At 67.8% G+C, this 18,975-nt stretch carries 15 protein-coding genes and 1 pseudogene; 5 read left to right on the forward strand and 11 right to left on the reverse strand.

The genetic code is table 11. The features are described 5' to 3' along the window. Nucleotides 1-43: 43 nt before the first annotated feature. Nucleotides 44-1,339 carry an MFS transporter gene (locus tag BM133_RS07860; RefSeq protein ID WP_093432799.1) on the forward strand — a complete coding sequence of 432 codons (1,296 nt, stop codon included), beginning with the start codon at nucleotides 44-46 and terminating at the stop codon, nucleotides 1,337-1,339. A 26-nt stretch (nucleotides 1,340-1,365) separates the two neighbouring features. After that, nucleotides 1,366-1,704 carry a hypothetical protein gene (locus tag BM133_RS07865; RefSeq protein WP_093432800.1) on the forward strand — a complete coding sequence of 113 codons (339 nt, stop codon included), beginning with the start codon at nucleotides 1,366-1,368 and terminating at the stop codon, nucleotides 1,702-1,704. Between the two features lie 18 nt (nucleotides 1,705-1,722). Here BM133_RS07865 and BM133_RS07870 read toward each other — a convergent pair whose 3' ends face one another. The 7 genes from BM133_RS07870 to BM133_RS07900 all read right to left on the reverse strand — a co-directional run bounded on the left by BM133_RS07870 (nucleotide 1,723) and on the right by BM133_RS07900 (nucleotide 8,216). After that, entirely contained in the window at nucleotides 1,723-2,310 is a 588-nt protein-coding gene (locus tag BM133_RS07870; RefSeq protein WP_093432802.1) for a DUF2894 domain-containing protein, read from the reverse strand. Nucleotides 2,311-2,326: 16 nt separating this feature from the next. Further along, a complete protein-coding gene (locus tag BM133_RS07875; protein ID WP_093432803.1) occupies nucleotides 2,327-2,974 on the reverse strand; it encodes an OmpA family protein in 648 nt (215 codons plus the stop codon). After that, nucleotides 2,974-5,091 (reverse strand): DUF802 domain-containing protein, encoded by a 2,118-nt coding sequence (locus BM133_RS07880; protein WP_093432805.1) that lies wholly within the window; start codon nucleotides 5,089-5,091, stop codon nucleotides 2,974-2,976. Before BM133_RS07880 ends, BM133_RS07875 begins: the two co-directional genes overlap by 1 nt. A gap of 10 nt (nucleotides 5,092-5,101) precedes the next feature. Beyond that, nucleotides 5,102-5,782 carry a DUF3348 domain-containing protein gene (locus tag BM133_RS07885; protein WP_093432806.1) on the reverse strand — a complete coding sequence of 227 codons (681 nt, stop codon included), beginning with the start codon at nucleotides 5,780-5,782 and terminating at the stop codon, nucleotides 5,102-5,104. A gap of 149 nt (nucleotides 5,783-5,931) precedes the next feature. Further along, on the reverse strand, nucleotides 5,932-6,396 hold the full coding sequence (locus BM133_RS07890; protein ID WP_093432808.1) for a GNAT family N-acetyltransferase: 465 nt from the start codon (nucleotides 6,394-6,396) through the stop codon (nucleotides 5,932-5,934). Nucleotides 6,397-6,402: 6 nt separating this feature from the next. After that, nucleotides 6,403-7,023, reverse strand: a complete 621-nt coding sequence (locus BM133_RS07895) for a pyridoxamine 5'-phosphate oxidase family protein (RefSeq protein ID WP_093432809.1) — start codon at nucleotides 7,021-7,023, stop codon at nucleotides 6,403-6,405. After that, the gene (locus tag BM133_RS07900; RefSeq protein ID WP_256219088.1) at nucleotides 7,020-8,216 is read right to left on the reverse strand and encodes an MFS transporter; all 1,197 of its coding nucleotides are present in this window, start codon (nucleotides 8,214-8,216) and stop codon (nucleotides 7,020-7,022) included. The genes BM133_RS07895 and BM133_RS07900 overlap by 4 nt, the downstream gene beginning before the upstream one ends. Nucleotides 8,217-8,294: 78 nt before the next feature. Between BM133_RS07900 and BM133_RS07905 the strand changes: the two genes are divergently transcribed. Further along, nucleotides 8,295-9,209 carry a LysR substrate-binding domain-containing protein gene (locus BM133_RS07905; RefSeq protein ID WP_093432811.1) on the forward strand — a complete coding sequence of 305 codons (915 nt, stop codon included), beginning with the start codon at nucleotides 8,295-8,297 and terminating at the stop codon, nucleotides 9,207-9,209. On the opposite strand, the gene BM133_RS35450 is transcribed toward BM133_RS07905, so the two are convergent. The 3 genes and pseudogenes from BM133_RS35450 to BM133_RS07915 form a co-directional block, all read right to left on the reverse strand. Beyond that, on the reverse strand, nucleotides 9,197-10,342 hold the full coding sequence (locus tag BM133_RS35450; RefSeq protein WP_305728064.1) for a YadA family autotransporter adhesin: 1,146 nt from the start codon (nucleotides 10,340-10,342) through the stop codon (nucleotides 9,197-9,199). The two genes, BM133_RS07905 and BM133_RS35450, sit on opposite strands and share 13 nt — an antisense overlap. 1,722 nt (nucleotides 10,343-12,064) lie before the next feature. Beyond that, nucleotides 12,065-14,503, reverse strand: a pseudogene (locus BM133_RS35730) (ESPR-type extended signal peptide-containing protein); the annotation flags it as partial. Between the two features lie 212 nt (nucleotides 14,504-14,715). Beyond that, nucleotides 14,716-15,573, reverse strand: coding sequence for an NmrA family NAD(P)-binding protein (locus BM133_RS07915; protein ID WP_093432812.1), 858 nt, complete (start codon nucleotides 15,571-15,573; stop codon nucleotides 14,716-14,718). A 116-nt stretch (nucleotides 15,574-15,689) separates the two neighbouring features. Between BM133_RS07915 and BM133_RS07920 the strand changes: the two genes are divergently transcribed. After that, the gene (locus BM133_RS07920) at nucleotides 15,690-16,625 is read left to right on the forward strand and encodes a LysR family transcriptional regulator (protein WP_093432814.1); all 936 of its coding nucleotides are present in this window, start codon (nucleotides 15,690-15,692) and stop codon (nucleotides 16,623-16,625) included. Between the two features lie 83 nt (nucleotides 16,626-16,708). Beyond that, the gene (locus BM133_RS07925; RefSeq protein WP_093432816.1) at nucleotides 16,709-17,929 is read left to right on the forward strand and encodes an MFS transporter; all 1,221 of its coding nucleotides are present in this window, start codon (nucleotides 16,709-16,711) and stop codon (nucleotides 17,927-17,929) included. 31 nt (nucleotides 17,930-17,960) lie between these two features. On the opposite strand, the gene BM133_RS07930 is transcribed toward BM133_RS07925, so the two are convergent. Continuing rightward, the gene (locus BM133_RS07930; RefSeq protein ID WP_093432817.1) at nucleotides 17,961-18,863 is read right to left on the reverse strand and encodes a LysR family transcriptional regulator; all 903 of its coding nucleotides are present in this window, start codon (nucleotides 18,861-18,863) and stop codon (nucleotides 17,961-17,963) included. Nucleotides 18,864-18,975 lie beyond the last annotated feature (112 nt).

The raw sequence follows: 18,975 nt of genomic DNA on the forward strand, positions 1-18,975 counted from the left end.
CGGACAGGCTCCACAAAAACCTTCACATAACAGGAGACATACCGTGAACCCCGTCGAACAGAGAACCATCTCCAAGATCAGCTGGCGGCTCTTGCCGCTCCTGATGATCAGCTACTTCATCGCCTACCTGGACCGCGTGAACCTCGGCTTTGCCGGGTCCGCGATGTCCAAGGACCTGGGCTTCACCGCCGCCGTGTTCGGCAGCGCGGCCGGCATCTTCTTCCTCGCGTACTTCCTCTTCGAGGTGCCCAGCAACATGGCGCTGGAGCGCTTCGGCGCGCGCCGCTGGATCGCCCGCATCATGTTCAGCTGGGGCATTCTTTCCGCGGCCCAGGCCTGGGTGGGCGGCTCGACCAGCTTCAACGTCGTGCGCTTTCTGCTGGGCATTGCCGAGGCCGGTTTCTTTCCGGGCGTGATCTTCTACATCACGCTGTGGTTTCCGGCGGCGTACCGCGCGCGCATCGTGGGCTGGTTCATGTTCGCGATCCCGATCTCCACGGTGATCGGTTCGCCCATCTCGGGCTACATCCTCAACATGGACGGCATGGGCGGCATGCACGGTTGGCAGTGGCTGTTCATCCTGGAGGCGATTCCCTCGCTGATCCTGACCTTCTTCATCCTGTTCTACCTGCCCGATGGCCCCAAGGATGCGAAGTGGCTCTCCAACGAAGAGCGCGACTGGCTGCAGCAGACGCTCGACGGCGAGCGCCGCAACCGCGAGGCGCTGCACACCATTTCATGGAAGCAGGCGCTGCTGAACCCGCGCGTGATCGGCCTGGGCTTCGTCTACATGGGCATCACGGTGCCGCTGTACGGCCTGAGCTTTTTCCTGCCGCAGATCATCAAGGGCTTCGGCGGCCTGGGCAACGTGGAGATCGGCTTCATCAACGCCTTCCCGTACCTGATCGGCGCCATCGCGATGGTGTTCTGGACCCGTGCCTCCGACGCGAAGAAGGAGCGCAAGTGGTTCCTCCTGATCCCGCTCGCCTGCATCTTCGTGGGCCTCGTCGCGGCCGCGGAAACCAGCGCGCCGGTGCCCAAGATGGCGGCCGTGACGCTCGCCGCATTCGGCATCTTCAGCGCGCTGCCGATGTTCTGGACGCTGCCCACCGCCATCCTGAGCGGCACCGCGGCCGCGGCGGGCATCGCATGGATCAACTCCATCGGCAACCTGGGCGGCTACATCGGCCCGACGATCTTCGGCGCGCTGAAGGACCGCATGGGCAACGACATCTACGCGGTGATCTTTCTCGCGCTGCTGTCGGCGGTGGCGTTCGTGCTGGTGCTGATCATCGGACACGATGCGCGGGCGGAGCAGGCCGCGGCGGGGCGGGCCTGAGCGCTGCGACGAACGGCAGCCGCGCCTTGCTGCTGCTGTTTCTGTCGCTTGCATCGGCGCGCTGCTTCGCTTCGTGGAGCATCGAAACCGATCGCTCCACCGCCGAACTACATGGCCTGTTCGAGATACGGCAGGAGGCTCGCGAATTTGTCGCGAAGGAGAACGCACGCAATCACAGCGGATGGGTGGCGCTCGACCCGAACATGAAAGTCTTGGTCCCGAGGTGCAGCGTCCCGCTTGAAACCCAATGGACACCCAAGAGCTACGGGCTGACGGGACGCAACGTCATGGTCACCTGCGCACGCGCCGTGGGCACCACCCTGCAGAAATGGCACGTGCATGTGCCGGTCACGCGAAACAGGTAGGGCTTCCTGCCCCGCGGCTCAGTTGGACTTGCTCCGCGCAGCCTTCTTGCCGCTCTCGGCGCGCGGCGCATCGTTGCTGGCCGGCGCGTTGCCGACATTCGCCTGATCGACCCACAGCAGCGCATCGACATACGACACGAACCGGTTGAGGTATTCCGGCGACAGCTCGCGCATGAGCGTGAGCGATTGGTGCACGAGGTTGTGCGAGTTGAGCGGGCCGGCGTTCTGCGGCAGCTTCGCCAGCGATTGCGTGAGCCGCCGTTCGGCGCTGAGCTTCGACCACGTGCTCCGGAAAAACGGGAGCACCTTCAACTCGTTGGTCACCGGGTCCATCCGCTCGGACGATGCATGCTGCACGAGGTGGCCGGTCAGTTCCGCGAGCGGCCCACGCGCAGGCGGCTTGACTGCGGCGGCTTCTGCATCGGGAATCTTTTGGAGATCCTCGCCATAGGCTGCAAGCAATGCGGAGACTTTCTCCTCCAGGATGCGCCGCGCTTCCCCGCCGTGGTCCGCCGCGCGCCGCGCCAGCGTCTCGATGAAGTGAAAACGCACCGGGTCGAGGCGATGCGCCCCGCGCTCGCGCCAGGCGTCGAGCGTTGCGTCCATTCCGTTTGCTTCGCTGCTACTCACGAGGCTTTGTCTTCGCGTCCGAACGCTTCGGCGTGGGCGCCATCTCCACGCGCCGGTTCCTGGAGCGTCCATCGGCATCGGCATTCGACGCCACCGCCTGCTCGGCGCCGAACGCCGCGGCAAAGATGGCGGACGACGGAATGCCTTCTTCGATCAGCGTGCGCGTCACCGTCAACGCGCGCTGGGCCGAGAGCTCCCAGTTGTCCGCGAACTGGCGGTTGCCGCCGCGCACCTGCCTGTCGTCGGTGAAGCCGCTCACCATCAGGATCTCGTCGCGGGCCTGGAGGTAGGCGGTCAGCGGCGCGGCCAGGCTCTTGAGCAACTGCCGGCCTTCGGGCTGCAGCTCGGCGGAGTTCAACGCGAACAGCACGCTGCCGCTGATGCCGATGCGCCCGTTGTTCAGCGTCACGCGGCCGGCGGCCAGCGGCCCGGCCAGCGCCTGCTCGAGCGTCTGCAGCCGCTCGGCCTCGACCTTGCGCTGCTTGACCTCGGTTTCGAGCTGGGTTGCCAGGTCGAGCTGCATGCCGATCACGCACACCAGGATCAGCACGAAGGCGCCCAGCAGGCCCGACATCAGGTCACCGAAGACGGCCCATACCGGGACCGATGCCTCGGTGCCGGCGTCGATGTCCTCGGTCATCACGCTTCGCTGCCTGCCGTTGCGCGGTGATCGCGTTGGTCGCGCTGATCGCGTTGCGCAGCGAGTTGCTGCAGGTCTTCGACGATCTGCTTCTGCGACATGATGCTCAGGTCGATCACCTCGCGGGCCTGCGCCACGTAGTACGCCAGTTGCTCGTCGCTGCGCGTGATCGACTTGCCCAGCGCGCCCTCGATGCGCTGCAGGTGCGCGCTCATCTTGTCGTTCGATTCGGTGAAGAGCTTCACGGCAAAGCCGAAGGCCTCGCCCAGGCTCGCCACCTCGACGGCACTGCCGGTGATCTGTGCGGCCACATCGGCCATCTTTCCGGTCTCCGCATCGACCTTGTCGTTGAAGCGCGTGCCGACGCGGTCCAGCAGGTCCGCCGACGTGGCCACGAGCGCGTCGATGGCGCTGCGCTGCTCGGTGGAGGCGTGGTTCACTGCATCGAGCAGCGTCTCCAGCGTGCCGAGGATGCGGCTTCGCTCGTCAAGCATCGCGTTGTCGCGCGCCATGCTGCCTTCGAGCTTCTGGCGCAGCTCGGCGATCACTTGGGCGGCGGCGCGGGGTGCCTCGGCGGCGGCCTGCATGAGCTGGCCGATTTCGGCGATGGTGCTCTTTGCGTGCGCTTCGCTCTGGGCGGAGATGTCGCCAGCGGTCTGCGCGAGCGTCTTGCAGATTTCCTGCTGCTGCACCTCGCTGCGCGCGCCGGCCTGCTGCCATTCCTGCTGGAGCGACGCGGCCATCGCTTCGAGCGCCTGGGTCCAGTTGGCCAGCCGCTGCTGGTCGCGCGAGGCCATCTCGGTCTGCAGGTCGGTGTGCGCCTGGCCCACGGTGCCCAGCAGCGAGGCCGAATGCTGCTCGAAAGTGGCGGCGGCGGCCGCGAGCGCGCGCTGTGTGTCGCCCGAGAGGGTTTCGCTCGCGCGTTCGTGCTGTGCGAGCGCACTGCGCCAGTTGTCGGACACGCGCTCGACCGTGGTTTCCAGGCGGGCGGAGACGCCGTCCACCAGCGAGGCCGAGCGCTGCTCGAAGGTCTGCGTGAACTGGTCGAGCGTGGCGCGCAGGTCCTTGGCTTGCGCCTCGCTCGTGCGTTGCTGCCCGGCGAGCGCGGTCTTCCAGATGTCCGCCACGGTGGTGGTGTTGGTCTCGAAGCGGGTGGAGAGGCCATCGAGTTGCCGCTGCACGCCTTGTTCGACGGTGTGGTGCAGCGCGGCCGTCTCGCGTGCGATGCCGGCCATGGTGGCTTCGACCACCGGCTGGATCGTCGCGCCGGCGATGCGTGCGCTTTCGGCAAGGCCCTCTTTCAGCGACTGGCCGACGGAAGAAGCCAGGTCCTCGTACACCGCCTCGGCCTTGCCGTAGAAGCTGTCCTGGCTGGAGATCAGTCGCTCGTTCAACGCCTGGCTCTGGCGCTCCATCGTCGCCATCATCAGCTGCAGGCGGTCGACCAGCGCGGGCATCGCCTCGCCCTGGCGCTGCAGCAGCTTGAAGGACTCTTCGCGCTGATGCGCCTGCGAAAAGACGCGCAAGCTGGTGGCGATCCGGGTGTCGAGCAACTGCCCGGTCTGCAGCCTGTCGCGCCGGCTCAGGGCCGAGAGAAGGCCCAGCGTCGCCGACGTCGCCACGCCCGCGAGCGAGGTGCCGAACGCCACGCCCAGTCCCTTGACCGGCGCGGCCAGCGAGGCGCGCATGGCCTGCAGGTCCGACGCGCTCTCCAGCGCCGTGCCCGTGCCGTTCAGCGTGACCACCATGCCGAGGAAGGTGCCCAGCATGCCCAGCAGCACCAGGAGGCCGGCGAGGTACGGCGTGAGGCTCGGACCGGGCAAGCCGACGCGCTCGCCCTCGATGCGCAGGCGCACCGCGTTGCGCAGCGACGGATGCAGCTTGTCGAGCCACTCGCCCAGGCTGGCCGGTGGCCCGGTCAGGTCCGTCACAGCGGTAGTCAACGTGGATGTCGCCTGCCCGAAGCGGTGCAACTCCAGCGCGCCGACCACGTAGAACGCGCCGATGAGCACGGTGATCGCCAGCGCCAGCGGGTTCGAACCGATGTATCCGATGCCCACCCAGCAGACCGCGGCCAAGCCGACGACGAAGACGATGCGATGAAGAAGTTGGGTCATGAAACTCTGGTTAGCTCGCGCGAAGGGCTTCGAGCAGCCCTTCGACCGGTTGAAATCGGACTTCCATCTCGGCGAGCAACACGTCGTGCATGTCCTTGCGGAACACGGCCAGCCACACGCCGGCCTCGGGCTCGGCATCGACGTTGGCATCGGCCTGGTGCAGGCGCTTGAAATGCTTTTCGAGCGTCGCCGGGACGCTCGACAGCAGCCGATGCTCCTGCGCGCTCAACACCTGCTCCATGACCACGTCCACTGCCGCCAGTCGCGCCATCTCGGGCGAGCGCGTCGCCAGCGTCGAGCGCAGGCGGCCGCGCAAGGGGCCGATGCTCGTCGCCATGGCCTGCTGCCTGGCGTGGTAGCGCCGGCGGTAGGCCGCGAAGTCGGCTGTGTTGTCCCGGGAAGCGACGTGCATGTCTTCCGCGATGGCGTTGGCCAGCGCGCTGCGCACGCGGTTGCATTCGCGTTCTTCGGGGTTGCCGGCCGCGCGCGCGCCAAGGGACGCAAAAGACGCAGCCGCCAGGCCGCCGTTCAACGCTGCAGACAGGGAGATGGCATCGGTCCAGCCGAGCCATTGACTCAATCGATCCGCAAAAGCCTGCTTGGGCTCGGGGACTTCGATGTCGGTCAGTCGAGCGAGCAAGCGAATCAGCGCCGAGCCGGTGAAGCCTGTGCGCCTTGACACTTGCACCATGACCGCCAGATGGAAAAACCTGGCAGTCTACACTGCAGATTCCCCCTGGACGGCCCTGCTGCCACGGGCGGTTGCTTTGCGTGACATCTTGCTTAACATTCGAAACACAATGGCCTGTTCAGCCTCTGAAATCAGGTCTTCGGACGCGCTCAAAGCCCCAGCTTGTAGCCTTCGTGGCTCGCAACGAAGCCGAGTTTTTCATAGAAGCGATGCGCGTCCGGACGGCCCTTGTCCGTGGTCAGTTGCACCAGCGTGCAACCGCGCGCCCTGCACTGTGCAATGGCCCATTCGAACATCTGCTGGCCCACGCCCGAACCGCGCAACGCCTGTGCAATGCGCACCGCCTCGATCTGCCCCCGCCATGCGCCGGTCCGGGCAATGCCCGGTATGAACGACAGCTGCAAGGTGCCGACCACCGCGCCGGCCCCGTCCACGGCCACCGCGAGCTGCTGGTTCGGATCGGCCTCGATGGCGTTGAACGCGGCGAGGTATCGCGCGTCCAGCGTCGGCCCGGCCGCTTCCCGGCGGCGCCCCAGTTCGTCGTTCGCCAGCAGCTGGACGATGGCGGAAAGATCGGCCCGCGCCGCGGTGCGAAAAGTGATGTGGTTGTCCATGCTCTCTCAGTACAAGGTCGACTGCTGCCTCGCCGGCAACTCACGGTCGTAGGTGGCCCCGTCGAACGCCGCATCGGTCAGCGCGGAAAGTATGGCCCCGGCCGTCGGCACCTCGCGCTTCGCATCCGCCGCCACCGGCGCCCAGAGCCTGGAGCGCTGGATCGCGCGGGCGCATTGGAAGTACACCGTCTCCACCTCGACCTGGATCACGCATTGCGGCAGCTTGCCCTGCACCGCGAAGCGCGCCAGGAGATCGGGCGCGACGCTGATGCGCGCGCTTCCGTTCACGCGCAGCGTTTCGCCGACGCCGGGAATCAGGAAGAGCAAGGCCACGCGCGGATCGGCCACGATGTTGCGCAGGCTGTCGATGCGGTTGTTGCCGCGGCGCTCGGGCAGCAGCAGCGTCTTGTCGTCCTGCACCACCACGAAGCCCGGCGGGTCGCCGCGCGGCGATGCGTCCAGCCCGCCGGGGCCGGTGGTGGCGAGCACGGCGAAGGGCGATGCGGCAATCAGCGCCTGGTAGCTCGGGTGCAGGTACGCCACTTCCTTCTTGAGCGAGGCCTCGCCGGGCTGGCCGAACAGGGCCTCGAGCTGCGCGACGGTTTCGATGGCGTGGGATGTGGTCATGACGTGCGCTCCTGGGCGGGGGATGTCGGATGGGGCGACGGATTCCGGCCGCAGGCGATCGCCATGATGGCCAGCAGCACTGCGGCGATGCCATAGATCCACGGCGGCGACGCGACCGGCAGCAGCAGCCCCGCGATGAGCGGCCCGGTGCCGGCGCCGATGTCACGCCACACCGAGCGCGCGGCGAGCGCCTGCACGCGCTCGGGCCCGGGCGTGCGGCGCGCCACGATGGGCGACAGCAAGGGCAGTTGCAAGGCGCGCAGCACCACGATCAGCGCCGCGCAGCTCCAGAGCCAGCCGAAGCCGAAGCCCACGAGCGCCACGGCCGTCACGAGCGAGAGGCTCACCAGCAGGCGTTCGGCCCCGAAACGTTCCGCCAGGTGCCCTCCGACCGGGCTCAGGAAAATCTCCGCGAGGTAGCGCAGCGCCATCAGCAGGCCGGCCACGATCACCGCGCTGCCCGGCAGCAGGTCCTTGCCGAGGTAGGACAGGCCGACGATGAAGAGCCCGTCCAGCGCCAGCCCCTCCATGAACGACCAGCCGTCCAGGCTGTTGGGCCACTGGAAGCGCCGCGCCGGCTTCTGCACGCGGTGCGGCGCGGCAGGCAGCCGCCGGGCCGCGAACACCGCGAGCAGCGAGAACACCGCGAGGATGCCGAAGATCGCGCGCGGCCCGATCCAGTGCGCCATCAACGCGCCCAGCGGCAGCGCGAGCACCGGCCCCATGGCGATGAACGCGCGCGATCGTCCATTGCGGCGGGCGGCGCCGATCGGGTCGGCCGTGGCCAGCGCCTGCGTGGACAGGTTGAGCGCCGCGAAGCACAGGCCCCACATCAGCCGCAGCGGCAAGAGCGCCCAGAAGCCCGAGAGCGTGGCGTAGCCCACCCCGCAAACGGCGGCGGCCACGACGGCGATGGTGCAGGTCGGCCGGTCGCCGTTGCGCGCATAGAAGCGCGCCACCCAGCGGTAGCCGGCGATGCGCACCAGCCGGTTGGCCGCGAGCAGCATGCCCGCTTCGGCCAGCGACACGCCGAACTGGTCGGCGTACATCGGCAGCAGCAGGTAGAGAACGACGTCGGCCGGCAGCGAAAGCCCCAGCGCGATGGCGGCATGGCGGGAATTCAGGTCGGTGGCGCTGGGCCCGGCTGGCCCCGGAACTGGCGTGGGAGCTGGCGTGGGGGGTGCTGAAGACATCGAGGCTGCATGGTGCGCCGCGGCAAGGCGGGCTGACAAACGAGATTAACGCCCCTCATGCGTGAGAAAATCGCACACATGCCGCTTCGAGAACCGCCCCTCAACGCCGTGCGCGCCTTCGTTGCCGCAGCCCGCCACCAGAGTTTCACGCGCGCGGCCGTCGAGCTTCACGTCACGCACAGCGCGGTGAGCCGGCAGATCAAGAGCCTTGAAGAATGCCTGGGTGTCGCACTGTTCGAGCGGCGCATCCGGCAGGTCGCGCTGACGGCGGAGGGACAACAGTTCTTCGCCGAGGCCGGGCCTGCGCTGGCGCAGATCAGCGCGGCCGCCCAGGCGCTGCAGGCGCAAGGCCCGGCGCGCGCGGTGCGAATCAACGTGCGGCCGTCGTTCGCGGTGCGCTGGCTGATCCCGCGGCTGCCTTCGTTCGTCGAACGCCATCCCGACATCGAGCCGCAGGTCGTCACCAGCACGGTGATGCCCGAGCAGGCGGCGGGCAGCTTCGACATCGCAGTGCGCCGCGGGCTCGAGGGCTGGCCCTCTTCCATCGATGTGCATCCCTTTCTCGAAGACGAGGTGCTGGTGGTCGGCGCGCCCGCCCTGTTCAAGACGCATCCGCTCGCCGACCTGCGCGCGCTCGCTTCGCACGTGCAGCTCTCGGCCCGCACGCGCAAGGACGACTGGGACGCCTGGAAGAAGCAGGTCGGCGCGCCACGCGCGAGGCCCGCGGGCCAGCTGCAGTTCGACCACCTGCACTTCGTGCTGCAGGCCGCGGTCGACGGGTTGGGCATCGCGCTCGCGCCGACCTCGCTCGTGGCGCACGACCTGGCCTCGGGCCGGCTGCAGTCGCCGCTGCCTGCGCTGCGCATGACGCTCAGCCGCTACTACTACGGCCTCGCGCCCGACGCTGCGCCCGAAGCACAGCACGTGGCGGCGTGGTTCGAGGAGATGCTCGCGCCCTCCCCCGAACCACGGGCCGCCCGCTACCACTCGTAGCCGACCCCGACCCCCAGGTTGAACTTCTGCCCGCTGTAGGAACCGTTGACCTTGTAGACCCAGCTGCCGCTGTCCGAACGCTGCGAGAAGCCGACGGCCACCGCGCTGTAGCCCGAGTAGTAGCCCACGCCGACCGACATCAGCGTCTTGCCCGGCGTCATCGCCTGCGGCAGCGAGCTCATCGCGGTCGCCATGGCCACGCCCGAGTACGCGATGCGCGCGACGTCGCGCACCTGGCCCTGCAGCTGGTACTGCACGCCCTGCAACTGGCCCAGGTTGACCGCGTCGGAGGCCACGATGCCCGGCGCCACGTTCGAGATCCGCGTGCCGTTCGGCGCCTGGCCGTTGCCCATCGTCACCTGGCCGTAGTTGACCGAGCCGTCGGGGTTGGTCGCGTACTGCACGCTGCCCGCGGCCACCGCACCCGACGAGGCGCGCAGCTGGGCCACGTTGGTCGCGTCGCTGTCGGCCGTGCCCGCCGCCACGCCGGTGATCTGGCGGAACTGGCCCGTGGCCGCATCGCCCACCGACACCGCCGCCTGCGTGCCAGTGGTGGCCTGGATGGCCTGCGCCTGCTGCGCGGTCGCGCTCGCCGGCACGAAGCCGGCCACGCCCGCGGCCGTCGATGCCACCGAGCCCGCGCCCAGCGCCACGCCGCCCGATTGCTGCACCACGGCGCCGAAGCCGACGGCCGTGCCCTGCACGATGTTCTGTGCCTGGCTCAGCGGCGTGCCGCCCGCATCGGCCTTGTCACCGAGCGCGACGCCGCCGCCGCCCGCGCGCGAATCCACGCCAATGGCCTGCGACCCCGTGGCGAGCGCGCCCGTGCCGATCGCGATGGCGTTGGCGCCGGTCGCCTGCGCGCCGAAGCCGATCGCCACCGCGCCCGCCTCGGTCGCTTTCGCGCCGTTGCCGGCGGCAAACGAGTTGGCGCCGCTCGCGACCGACTGCGGCCCGATCGCCACCGCCTCCTGCCCGGTCGCGACCGCATCGCCAGCCGATGAGTTGGCGTGGAAGTACTTGGTACCGCCGTTGTAGATGCTGGTGACCGTCGAGCTCAGCGTGCCGACGTTGCTCTCGACCGTGCTCAGCCCGGTGGACAGGCTGCCGAAGCCGCTCGTCGCGCCGATCACGCTCGTGGACAGGCTTGTGAAGTTGCTGTTGGTGGTACTCAGGCCTGTGGAAAGGCTGGAGATGCCGCTGCTGTTCGTGCTGAGGCCTGTGGAGAGGCTGCCGATGTTGCTCGTGGCGGTGCTCAAGCCCGACGACGTCGATGTCGACAGGCTGTTGACCGTGCTGCCGGTGGTGCTCAAGCCCGTCGAGAGGCTCGAGATGTTGCTCGTGGTACTGCTCAGGCCCGTGGACAGGCTTGATATGTTGCTCGTCGCGGTGCTCAGGCCTGTGGAGGTCGAGGTCGAGAGACTGTCGACGGTGCTGGCCGTCGTGCTCAGACCGGTCGAGAGGCTGGAGATGCCGCTCGTGGCCGTGCTGAGGCCGGTCGACAAACTCGAGATACCGCTGGTCGCGGTACTGAGGCCGGTGGAGCTGGAGGTCGAGAGGCTGTTGACGTTGCTGTTCGTCGTGCTCAGGCCAGTCGACAAACTCGAGATGCCGCTCGTCGCTGTGCTCAGACCGGTCGATGTCGATGTCGAAAGGCTGTCGACATTGCTGTTTGTCGTACTCAAGCCGGTTGAAAGACTCGAGATGCCGCTCGTCGCTGTGCTCAGCCCGGTCGATGTCGACGTCGAAAGGCTGCCGACATTGCTGTTTGTCGTACTCAAGCCGGTCGACAGACTCGAGATGCCGCTTGTCGCTGTGCTCAGACCGGTCGATGTCGATGTCGAAAGGCTGTCGACATTGCTGTTGGTCGTGCTCAAGCCGGTCGACAGACTTGAGATGCCGCTTGTCGCTGTGCTCAGACCGGTCGATGTCGACGTCGAAAGACTGTCCACATTGCTGTTCGTCGTGCTCAGGCCAGTCGACAGGCTGGAGATTCCGCTTGTGGCGGTGCTCAGACCGGTCGATGCCGACGTCGACAGGCTGTCCACATTGCTGTTCGTCGTACTCAGTCCAGTCGACAAGCTCGAGATGCCGCTCGTCGCTGTGCTCAAACCTGTCGATGCCGACGTTGACAGGCTGTCGACATTGCTGTTGGTCGTACTCAGTCCAGTCGACAAACTCGAGATGCCGCTCGTCGCTGTGCTCAGCCCGGTCGATGTCGACGTCGAAAGGCTGCCGACATTGCTGTTTGTCGTACTCAAGCCGGTCGACAGACTCGAGATGCCGCTTGTCGCTGTGCTCAGACCGGTCGATGTCGACGTCGAAAGACTGTCCACATTGCTGTTCGTCGTGCTCAGTCCAGTCGACAGACTGGAGATTCCGCTTGTGGCTGTGCTCAGACCAGTCGATGTCGACGTCGACAGGCTGCCGACGTTGCTGTTGGTCGTACTCAGGCCAGTCGACAAGCTCGATATGCCGCTGGTGGCGGTACTCAGACCTGCAGAGGTCGATGTCGAAAGGCTGCCGACATTGCTGTTGGTCGTACTCAAGCCAGTCGACAAGCTCGATATGCCACTGGTAGCGGTGCTCAAGCCAGTCGACAAACTGGAGATACCGCTTGTGGCTGTACTCAGACCTGTAGAGGTCGATGTCGAAAGGCTGCCGACATTGCTGTTCGTCGTACTCAGCCCAGTGGACAGGCTTGAGAGGCCACTCGTCGCCGTACTCAATCCAGTCGATGTCGACGTCGACAGGCTGCTCACACTGCTGTTGGTCGTGCTCAACCCGGTCGACAGTCTCGAGAGACCGCTCGTCGCCGTGCTCAACCCTGTCGACAACGAAGAAGCCGTCGTCGAAAGCTGGCTGACATTGATTGCATCGGTGGGCGCGCCGCCGGCAGCCACGTTGGTCAGCCGGCGTTCTGCGCCGCTCGAGCCTACCGACACCTCCCCGACCGGCACCGCGCCGGCAATGGGCGCGCCTGCGAACGGCACGTAGGCCGCGGTGGCCTGCAGGGCAGGCAGCGTGAGCGATGTCTTGCTGTCGGCGCCGATCGCCACGCTGCCGGCATACGCCGCGTTGGCGCCGGAACCCAGTGCGACGGCGCCTGTGCCGGCGGCCCGCGCGTCGGTGCCAACGGCCACCGACGCGTCGGCCACGGCATTGGCCTGATCGCCGAGCGCCACGCTGCTGGCGCCGGCCGCCCTCGCTTCGGAGCCGATGGCCGTTGCGGCGAAGGCCGACGCCACGGCACTTTGGCCGAAGGCGGTCGCAGCAGGTCCCGATGCGTTGGCCAGGAAGCCTACGGCCGTTGCGGCGAGGGCCGACGCCGCCGCACTCTGGCCGAGGGCGGTTGCAGAAGCTCCCGAGGCATTGGCCAGAACACCGACGGCTGTCGCGGCCTGGCCCGACGCCTGCGCGCTGAATCCAAGCGCAGTCGCGTTGATGGCCGAGGCATTGGCCAGGACACCGAACGCGGATCCCTGGGCCTGGCTCGCATTCGACTGCGCGCCGACGGCCGTCGAACCCAAGGCCGTCGCGTTGGCGGATGCGCCCAGCGCCAGAGCGGAAGTCCCACTTGCGATGGCGGCCTGCCCGAACGCTGCGGAAAGCGCCCCCGTCGCTTGCGCCCGCGGCCCTACCGCGGTGGCGAAGCCCCCGCTCGCATTGGCAGCAAAGCCGATCGCGACCCCGGGCCCGCCGGCGCCCGACACCGCGTTGGTCCCGATGGACACCGAATCCGCGCCCGCGGTCGCGGTCTGGCCCAGTGCCACGGCGCCTGCCGCGGTCGCGTTGGAGCCGCTGCCGAATGCCAGCGCGGCCTGGCCGATCGCGTTGTTGGCGTTGCCCAACGCGACCGCGCCCTGCCCGATCGCATTGTTGGCGTTGCCCAGGGCCACCGGCCCATTGGCGGCCACGGTGCCGTCGGCACTGCCGGCCGCGGTGTTCTCGGCGCCCAGCGCAACGGCGCCGGTGCCAGTGGCGGTGTTGGGATCGCCGATGGCGACGGCGCCGTCTCCCGTGGCCTTCTGCTTGCGGCCGATGGCCACTGCACCGCCCGTGGCTGTCGCGCTGTTGGCAAAGGTGTCATCCGATCCGATGGCCACGTTCTGCCCGGTTGCGCCGCTTGTGACGTTGAAGCCTTGCGCTATTCCAAATGCCGCGCTGACGGTTGCGTCGGCCCCCAGGGCAATGCCTGCGGTCGCGCCTTCCGCGACTGCGGCACCACTGCCGATGGCGATCGCACCCTGCGCAAAAGCCGTCGCGCCGAGGCCCACCGCAACACTGCCGCCTTCGCGCGAGTCTGCCTCGGACCCGATCGCGAGGGCCCCTCCCCCAGCGGCGCTCGCGTCAAGGCCAAGCGCCACCGACGACACACCTGTGGCCTTGGCGTTGCTGCCAAGTGCCATTGCCGGGGTGCCTCCACTGGCATCGCCCACTGCAAGCGCGTTGGGCCCCAGCGCCATGTCGTTGCCGAACGCGGCATTGGCATTGAAGCCGAAGGCTGCCGCCCCGCTTCCGAGCGCCCTGCTGTTGGGTCCGACTGCGACTGCATTCGAGGCGCTTGCCCCGGCATTGCGGCCGATGGCCACTGCCGCGGTCGCGCCAGCGGCGACGGCAGACTGCCCGCCAATGGCAATCCCATCCGCCGCCGCAGCCTGCGCACCCTTGGTGGCGTTGCTGCCGATGGCGATGGCGCCCGCGGCCGATGCGGTCGTGGAGTTCGCAACGCTCAGCGGTGTCGTTCCATCGCCGCCCGAGCCGCCGATGGCCACGGTATTCAATGCCGAGGCGTTGCTTCCGAAGCCCATGGCGATGCTCGATATGCCGCCAGCCGACGCCTCCAGCCCATAGGCCGCGCCCCATTTCTGGGCCGAGGCCAAGGAGCCGAACGCCGCTCCACCAGCACCGAGGCCCTTGGCAAATACGCCATAGACCGCCACCCCCGTGGCCAAAGAGCCCGAGGCACCGCATCCCGCCACGACCGAATAGGAGCCCGAGCCATCCGTCGTCGGCGAACCGCTCCCGCTCGCCCCATCGGTGGTCGAACCTGGATTGACTCGCCCGATCTGGCCCGACGAGCCGGTCGTGCAGGTCGAATCCGTGTGAATGAGATTGGCATGCGCCGCACCCGGCCACCCCTGCAACAACACAAGCACCGCCACGGCCACACCCGCCAACGCGGGCGGTTTCAGGACCGAGCCGCTTCGCTTGCCGCGCGCCGGTTGGGTCTCGGGTACGGCCACCCAGGCGCGAAGCGCCTCATTCCAAACAGTGTGGAAAGTCTTGTTCATCTCGCCCGCCTCGTCTTTCAAGCAATCGCAGCACCGCTGAGCGGCGCTTGCAGATCTCCCTGAAATCGGGCGAGAGGCAGTCGATTGGCCTCAGCCCGGGAAGGCGAAATGAACGTAAGAGTTCATCCGAAAGTAGCAATGAATCTAATGGGGACAGATTCTTCGCCGATGCGCGTTCGAATGCATCAGACAAAGGGTGTAGAGACAGTGTTTCAATTTACGAGTATTCGCAGCACCTGCGCGAGGCCGATCCGCCCCTTCGCCACGCTCGCATCGCCGCCTTCGAAAGCGATCCATCCCTCGTTGAATCCGTCCAGCATCTGGATACGCGGCATCGGGTCCCGGGTACCCTGCGACCGGAACAGCGCGCCCCAGGTTTCGCGCGGCACGGCCTGCGCCTGAACGGGCCGGCCGAGCGCCTGCGAGAGCGCCGCGGCGATCGCGTTCGGGCTCACGCGCTCGGGCCCTTCGAGTTCGACGATGCGTTCGATGGCGCCCGCCTGCACCAGCAGCTCGGCCGCGACCCGGCCGACATCGGCGGCAGCCACCATCGGCACGGCCCTGTCGAGCGGCTGCAGGAAGCTGGAGAGAACGCCCTGCTCCCGCGCCTGCGCGATGTCCCAGGCCAGGTTGTCGAGGAACCATGCGGGCCGCAGGAACGTGACGGGCAGCGGCAGCGTCGCCAGCGCTTCTTCCATCAACGTGCGCTGGCTCAGCAGGTTCGGCTGCGCGGCCTGCGCACCGACAGTCGAGAGGCAGAGCACACGGGCCGGCTGCGCCGCGACGAGCGACTGGCGCACCGCATCGATGACGGCCCTCGCCTCCGGAAACCCGGGTGTGGGATCGAAGTTCGGCGGAGGCAGGACGAAGACGCCTTCAGTGCCGGCAAAGGCGCGTGCGAGCGCCGCTGCGTCTTCCATCTCGGCGATGGCGACTTCGCAGCCCAGGTCGGCCCACGCCCTGCCCTTGGCCGCGTCGCGAACGACCGCGCGAACGGGCTTTCCTTCTGCCAGCAAGGCGCGTGCGACGGCGCCGCCGACATTGCCCGTGATACCGGTGATTGCGTACATGAGAATTTCCTTTGTTCCAGTGAATGAATGCGATGGAACGAATGTAGAAACCGCTCGCCTTTGAGTAAAGCGACCCAGTGGCATATCATTCATGACACCTGATCACGAATTGAAAAATGGCACTCGACGGACGACTTCTCTCCAACGTGGGCGTGCTGGCCGCCGTCGTCGAAGGCGGCAGCTTCGCCAGCGCGGCCAACGCGCTGGGCCTCACACCTTCGGGTGTGAGCCGCGCCATCGCACGGCTCGAAGCGCGCATCGGCGTGCGCCTGTTCGACCGCACGACGCGCTCGCTCAACCTCACGGACGAAGGCCGGTTGCTCTACGCCAACGTCAATCCACTGGTGCTGGGCATCGAAGATGCGGTGACGATCGCGGCGGGTTCTTCAGGCGCGGTGCGCGGGCGCCTGCGCGTGAACACCGATGCCTTCACGTCGCGCCTCCTGCTCGCGCCGCACATCCCGCGTTTCCTCGAGCTGTACCCCGAGCTGTCGCTGGAACTCGTCGCACGCGACCAGCTCGGCGACCTGGTTGCCGAAGGCTTCGACATCGCCGTGCGCTTCGGCGAGCCGCCTTCGTCGTCGCTGGTCGCGCGCAAGCTCATGGACACGCGCATCGTCACCGTCGCAACGCCGGGTTACCTGAAACGGCACGGCCGCCCTGCGAAGCCGGCAGACCTCGTGGACCACGCGTGCCTGCAGGTGCGCAATCCCGTCACGGGGCAGCCTTTCGCATGGGAGTTCCAGCGCGGGCGCAAGCTCGTGAAGGTACCCACCACGGGGCGCCTGCTGCTGACCGATGCGGGCACGATCCTCGCCACCGCGCTCGCAGGTGTCGGCGTGGCGCAGATCAAGGCGGTGGGCATCCAGGCGCAGCTGGACAGCGGCGAGTTCGTGGACCTGTTTCCCGATTGGCCGGACGAGCGATTTCCGCTCTATGCGCTGTACCCGTCGCGCCACCTGCCGGCGGCGAAGGTGCGGGCCTTCATCGACTTCGTGATGGCGGCGATCACCGCGAACGCTGCGGACGCAAAGCCGAAAACGCGGCGATGAGGCCGATGCTTGCACGTCCGTAAACGGCCAGCGCCGGAGGGTGCGGGCTCGCAAGATCGGGCTTTCCATCCGAGCCTCATCGCATGCCTTCCGCCCTTCCCCGCTCCTTCCAGAATCTCGCGTGGTCCAACCTCGCGGCCCAGTCCGCCGAGCAACTGAGCCTCGCGGCCGTGCCATTGGTCGCCGTGCTGATGCTCGGCGCGGGGCCGGGCGAGATCGGCTTTCTCGCGGCGGTCCAGACCCTGCCGTTCCTGCTGGTCTCGATGCCGCTCGGGCTGCTGGCCGATCGCATGTCGCGCCAGCGGCTGATGGTGTGGGCCGAGGGATTGCGCGCGGTGTCGCTGCTCCTGCTGCTCGCCATGGTGTTCGCATCGAAGCTCGGCATCGGATGGCTGGCCGTGCTCGGGTTTCTGGGGGCCGTGGGCACCGTGGGCTTCAGCGTCGCAGCGCCGGCCCTGGTGCCTGCGCTGGTGCCCCGCGAGGCGCTGGCGTTGGCCAACGCAAGGCTGGAGCTCGCGCGCAGCGCGGCCTTCACCGCAGGGCCCGCGCTCGCGGGCGCGCTGGTCGCGTGGGCCGGCGCCTCGGCGGCTTTCGTGCTGGCGGCCGTGCTGTCGGTCGCCGCCGTGGCCCTGCTGCTGCGACTGGCCGAGGCGCCTCGCGCATCCGCGTCGCCGCGCCATCCGCTGCTCGAAGTGAAGGACGGCGCCGGCTTCGTCTGGCGGCACGCGCTGCTGCGGCCGATGGCGATCACCGGCGCCGTCTTCAACATCTCGTGGTTCGTGCTGCAGGCCGGGTATGTGCCCTATGCGGTGCGGGTGCTCGGGCTCGGCGCGCAGGCGGTGGGTTTCACGCTGGCGATGTATGGCGCGGGGATGGTGGTCGGCGCGCTGCTGACCTCGCGCGTCGTCGCGCGGCTGCCCTTCGGACGCGCCATCCAGGTCGGGCCGGCGGTAGCGGTGATCGCCGCGGGCGTGATGGCGGCCACGCTCGTCGTTCCCGTGGCATCGCTGGCTGCGCTGTCGTTCTTTCTCTTCGGCGCGGGCCCGATGGTCTGGGTGATCACCTCGACCACGCTGCGGCAGAGCGTCGTGCCCCCGACGATGCTGGGCCGCGTGTCGGCCGTGTTCCTCACGATCAACTCCGGGGCACGGCCCATCGGCGCGGCACTGGGCGGGGCCGTGGGGGCAGTGTGGGGCGAACCCGCATGCCTCGTGCTCGCACTCGCGGGTTTCGTGCTGCAGGCGGCGATCATCTTTGCCTCGCGTGTCGCGGGGCTGCATCGCCTGCCGGTTCCCGTGGCTTGAGCCACACCTTTGCCTCAGCAAACTGCGGTGCTCATTTCGAAGCAATGGCGACCAGCGCATCCAGAAAGGTTCGCAACAGCGGCGACTTCGTCGCATGGGTGCGCGTGAGAAAGGCGATCGTGCGCTCCCTGCGCAGTTCGGCCAGGGGAAGTATGTGGAAGGCATCCGGATCGGCGAGCACGAGAACCGAGCGGGGAACGATGGTCAACAGGTCGTTGAACTGAACCAGGGACAACGAAAAAAGAGAGGCGAATTCGTTCTCCACCGCGATCCTGGGCGGTGCGAGACCCGCGTTTTCGTACGCTGCATTCAGCGCTTGCGTGATGGGCGTGTGCTGCCCCGCCAGCGACCACCCATAAGGCGCCAGGTCGGCCAATGCGAGCGATGACCGATGCGCCAGCGGGTGGCCCGACCGCACCACGGGAAGATTGGGATCGCTGCCCACCGCCACAGCCTCGCATCCCTCCGGGACGCTTTCATAGACCGGCATCATGGCAATGTCCATGTCGCCGTCCCGAATGGCCTGGGCCATCAGGCGATCCGGTTGACCCATGCGGATCTTCAGTCGCAGGTCGGGATACGACTCCAGCAACAGGGACAAGGGCTGCGCCATGGATCGCGCGCGGCCCGGGTCCGGAAAACCGATGCGAAAGACGCTGGTCTTCTGGACCCTCATGTCCGCGATCACCTGAATCGCCTGGGCGTATCCCGCGCTGAGTCCCTGGGCGGTTTGCGCGAATTGCGCTGCCACCGGCGTCAGTCGCGCGCCGCGCGCGCCGGGCTCCAGCAGCACCAGGTTGAACTCCGTCTCCAGGCGCCGGATGGCCCTGACGACGGTCGGCACGCTCAGGTTCAGCGCCTGCGCCCCCAGAGACAGACTGCCCTGCTTGACGCAGCTCAGGAAGCAATCGACATCTTGCAGGTTGAAGTCCATTTTTCCGGCGAGAGGTGGTCCCGATGGAGTGGCGATCCCAGTTTACATATGTGCCTTCTGTCGCTCGGACATCGCACAGCGTGGCATGGGCCGGTACGAGCCCGGCCATGGC

Source organism: Variovorax sp. 770b2 (genome assembly GCF_900115685.1).
GTDB lineage: Bacteria > Pseudomonadota > Gammaproteobacteria > Burkholderiales > Burkholderiaceae_C > Variovorax.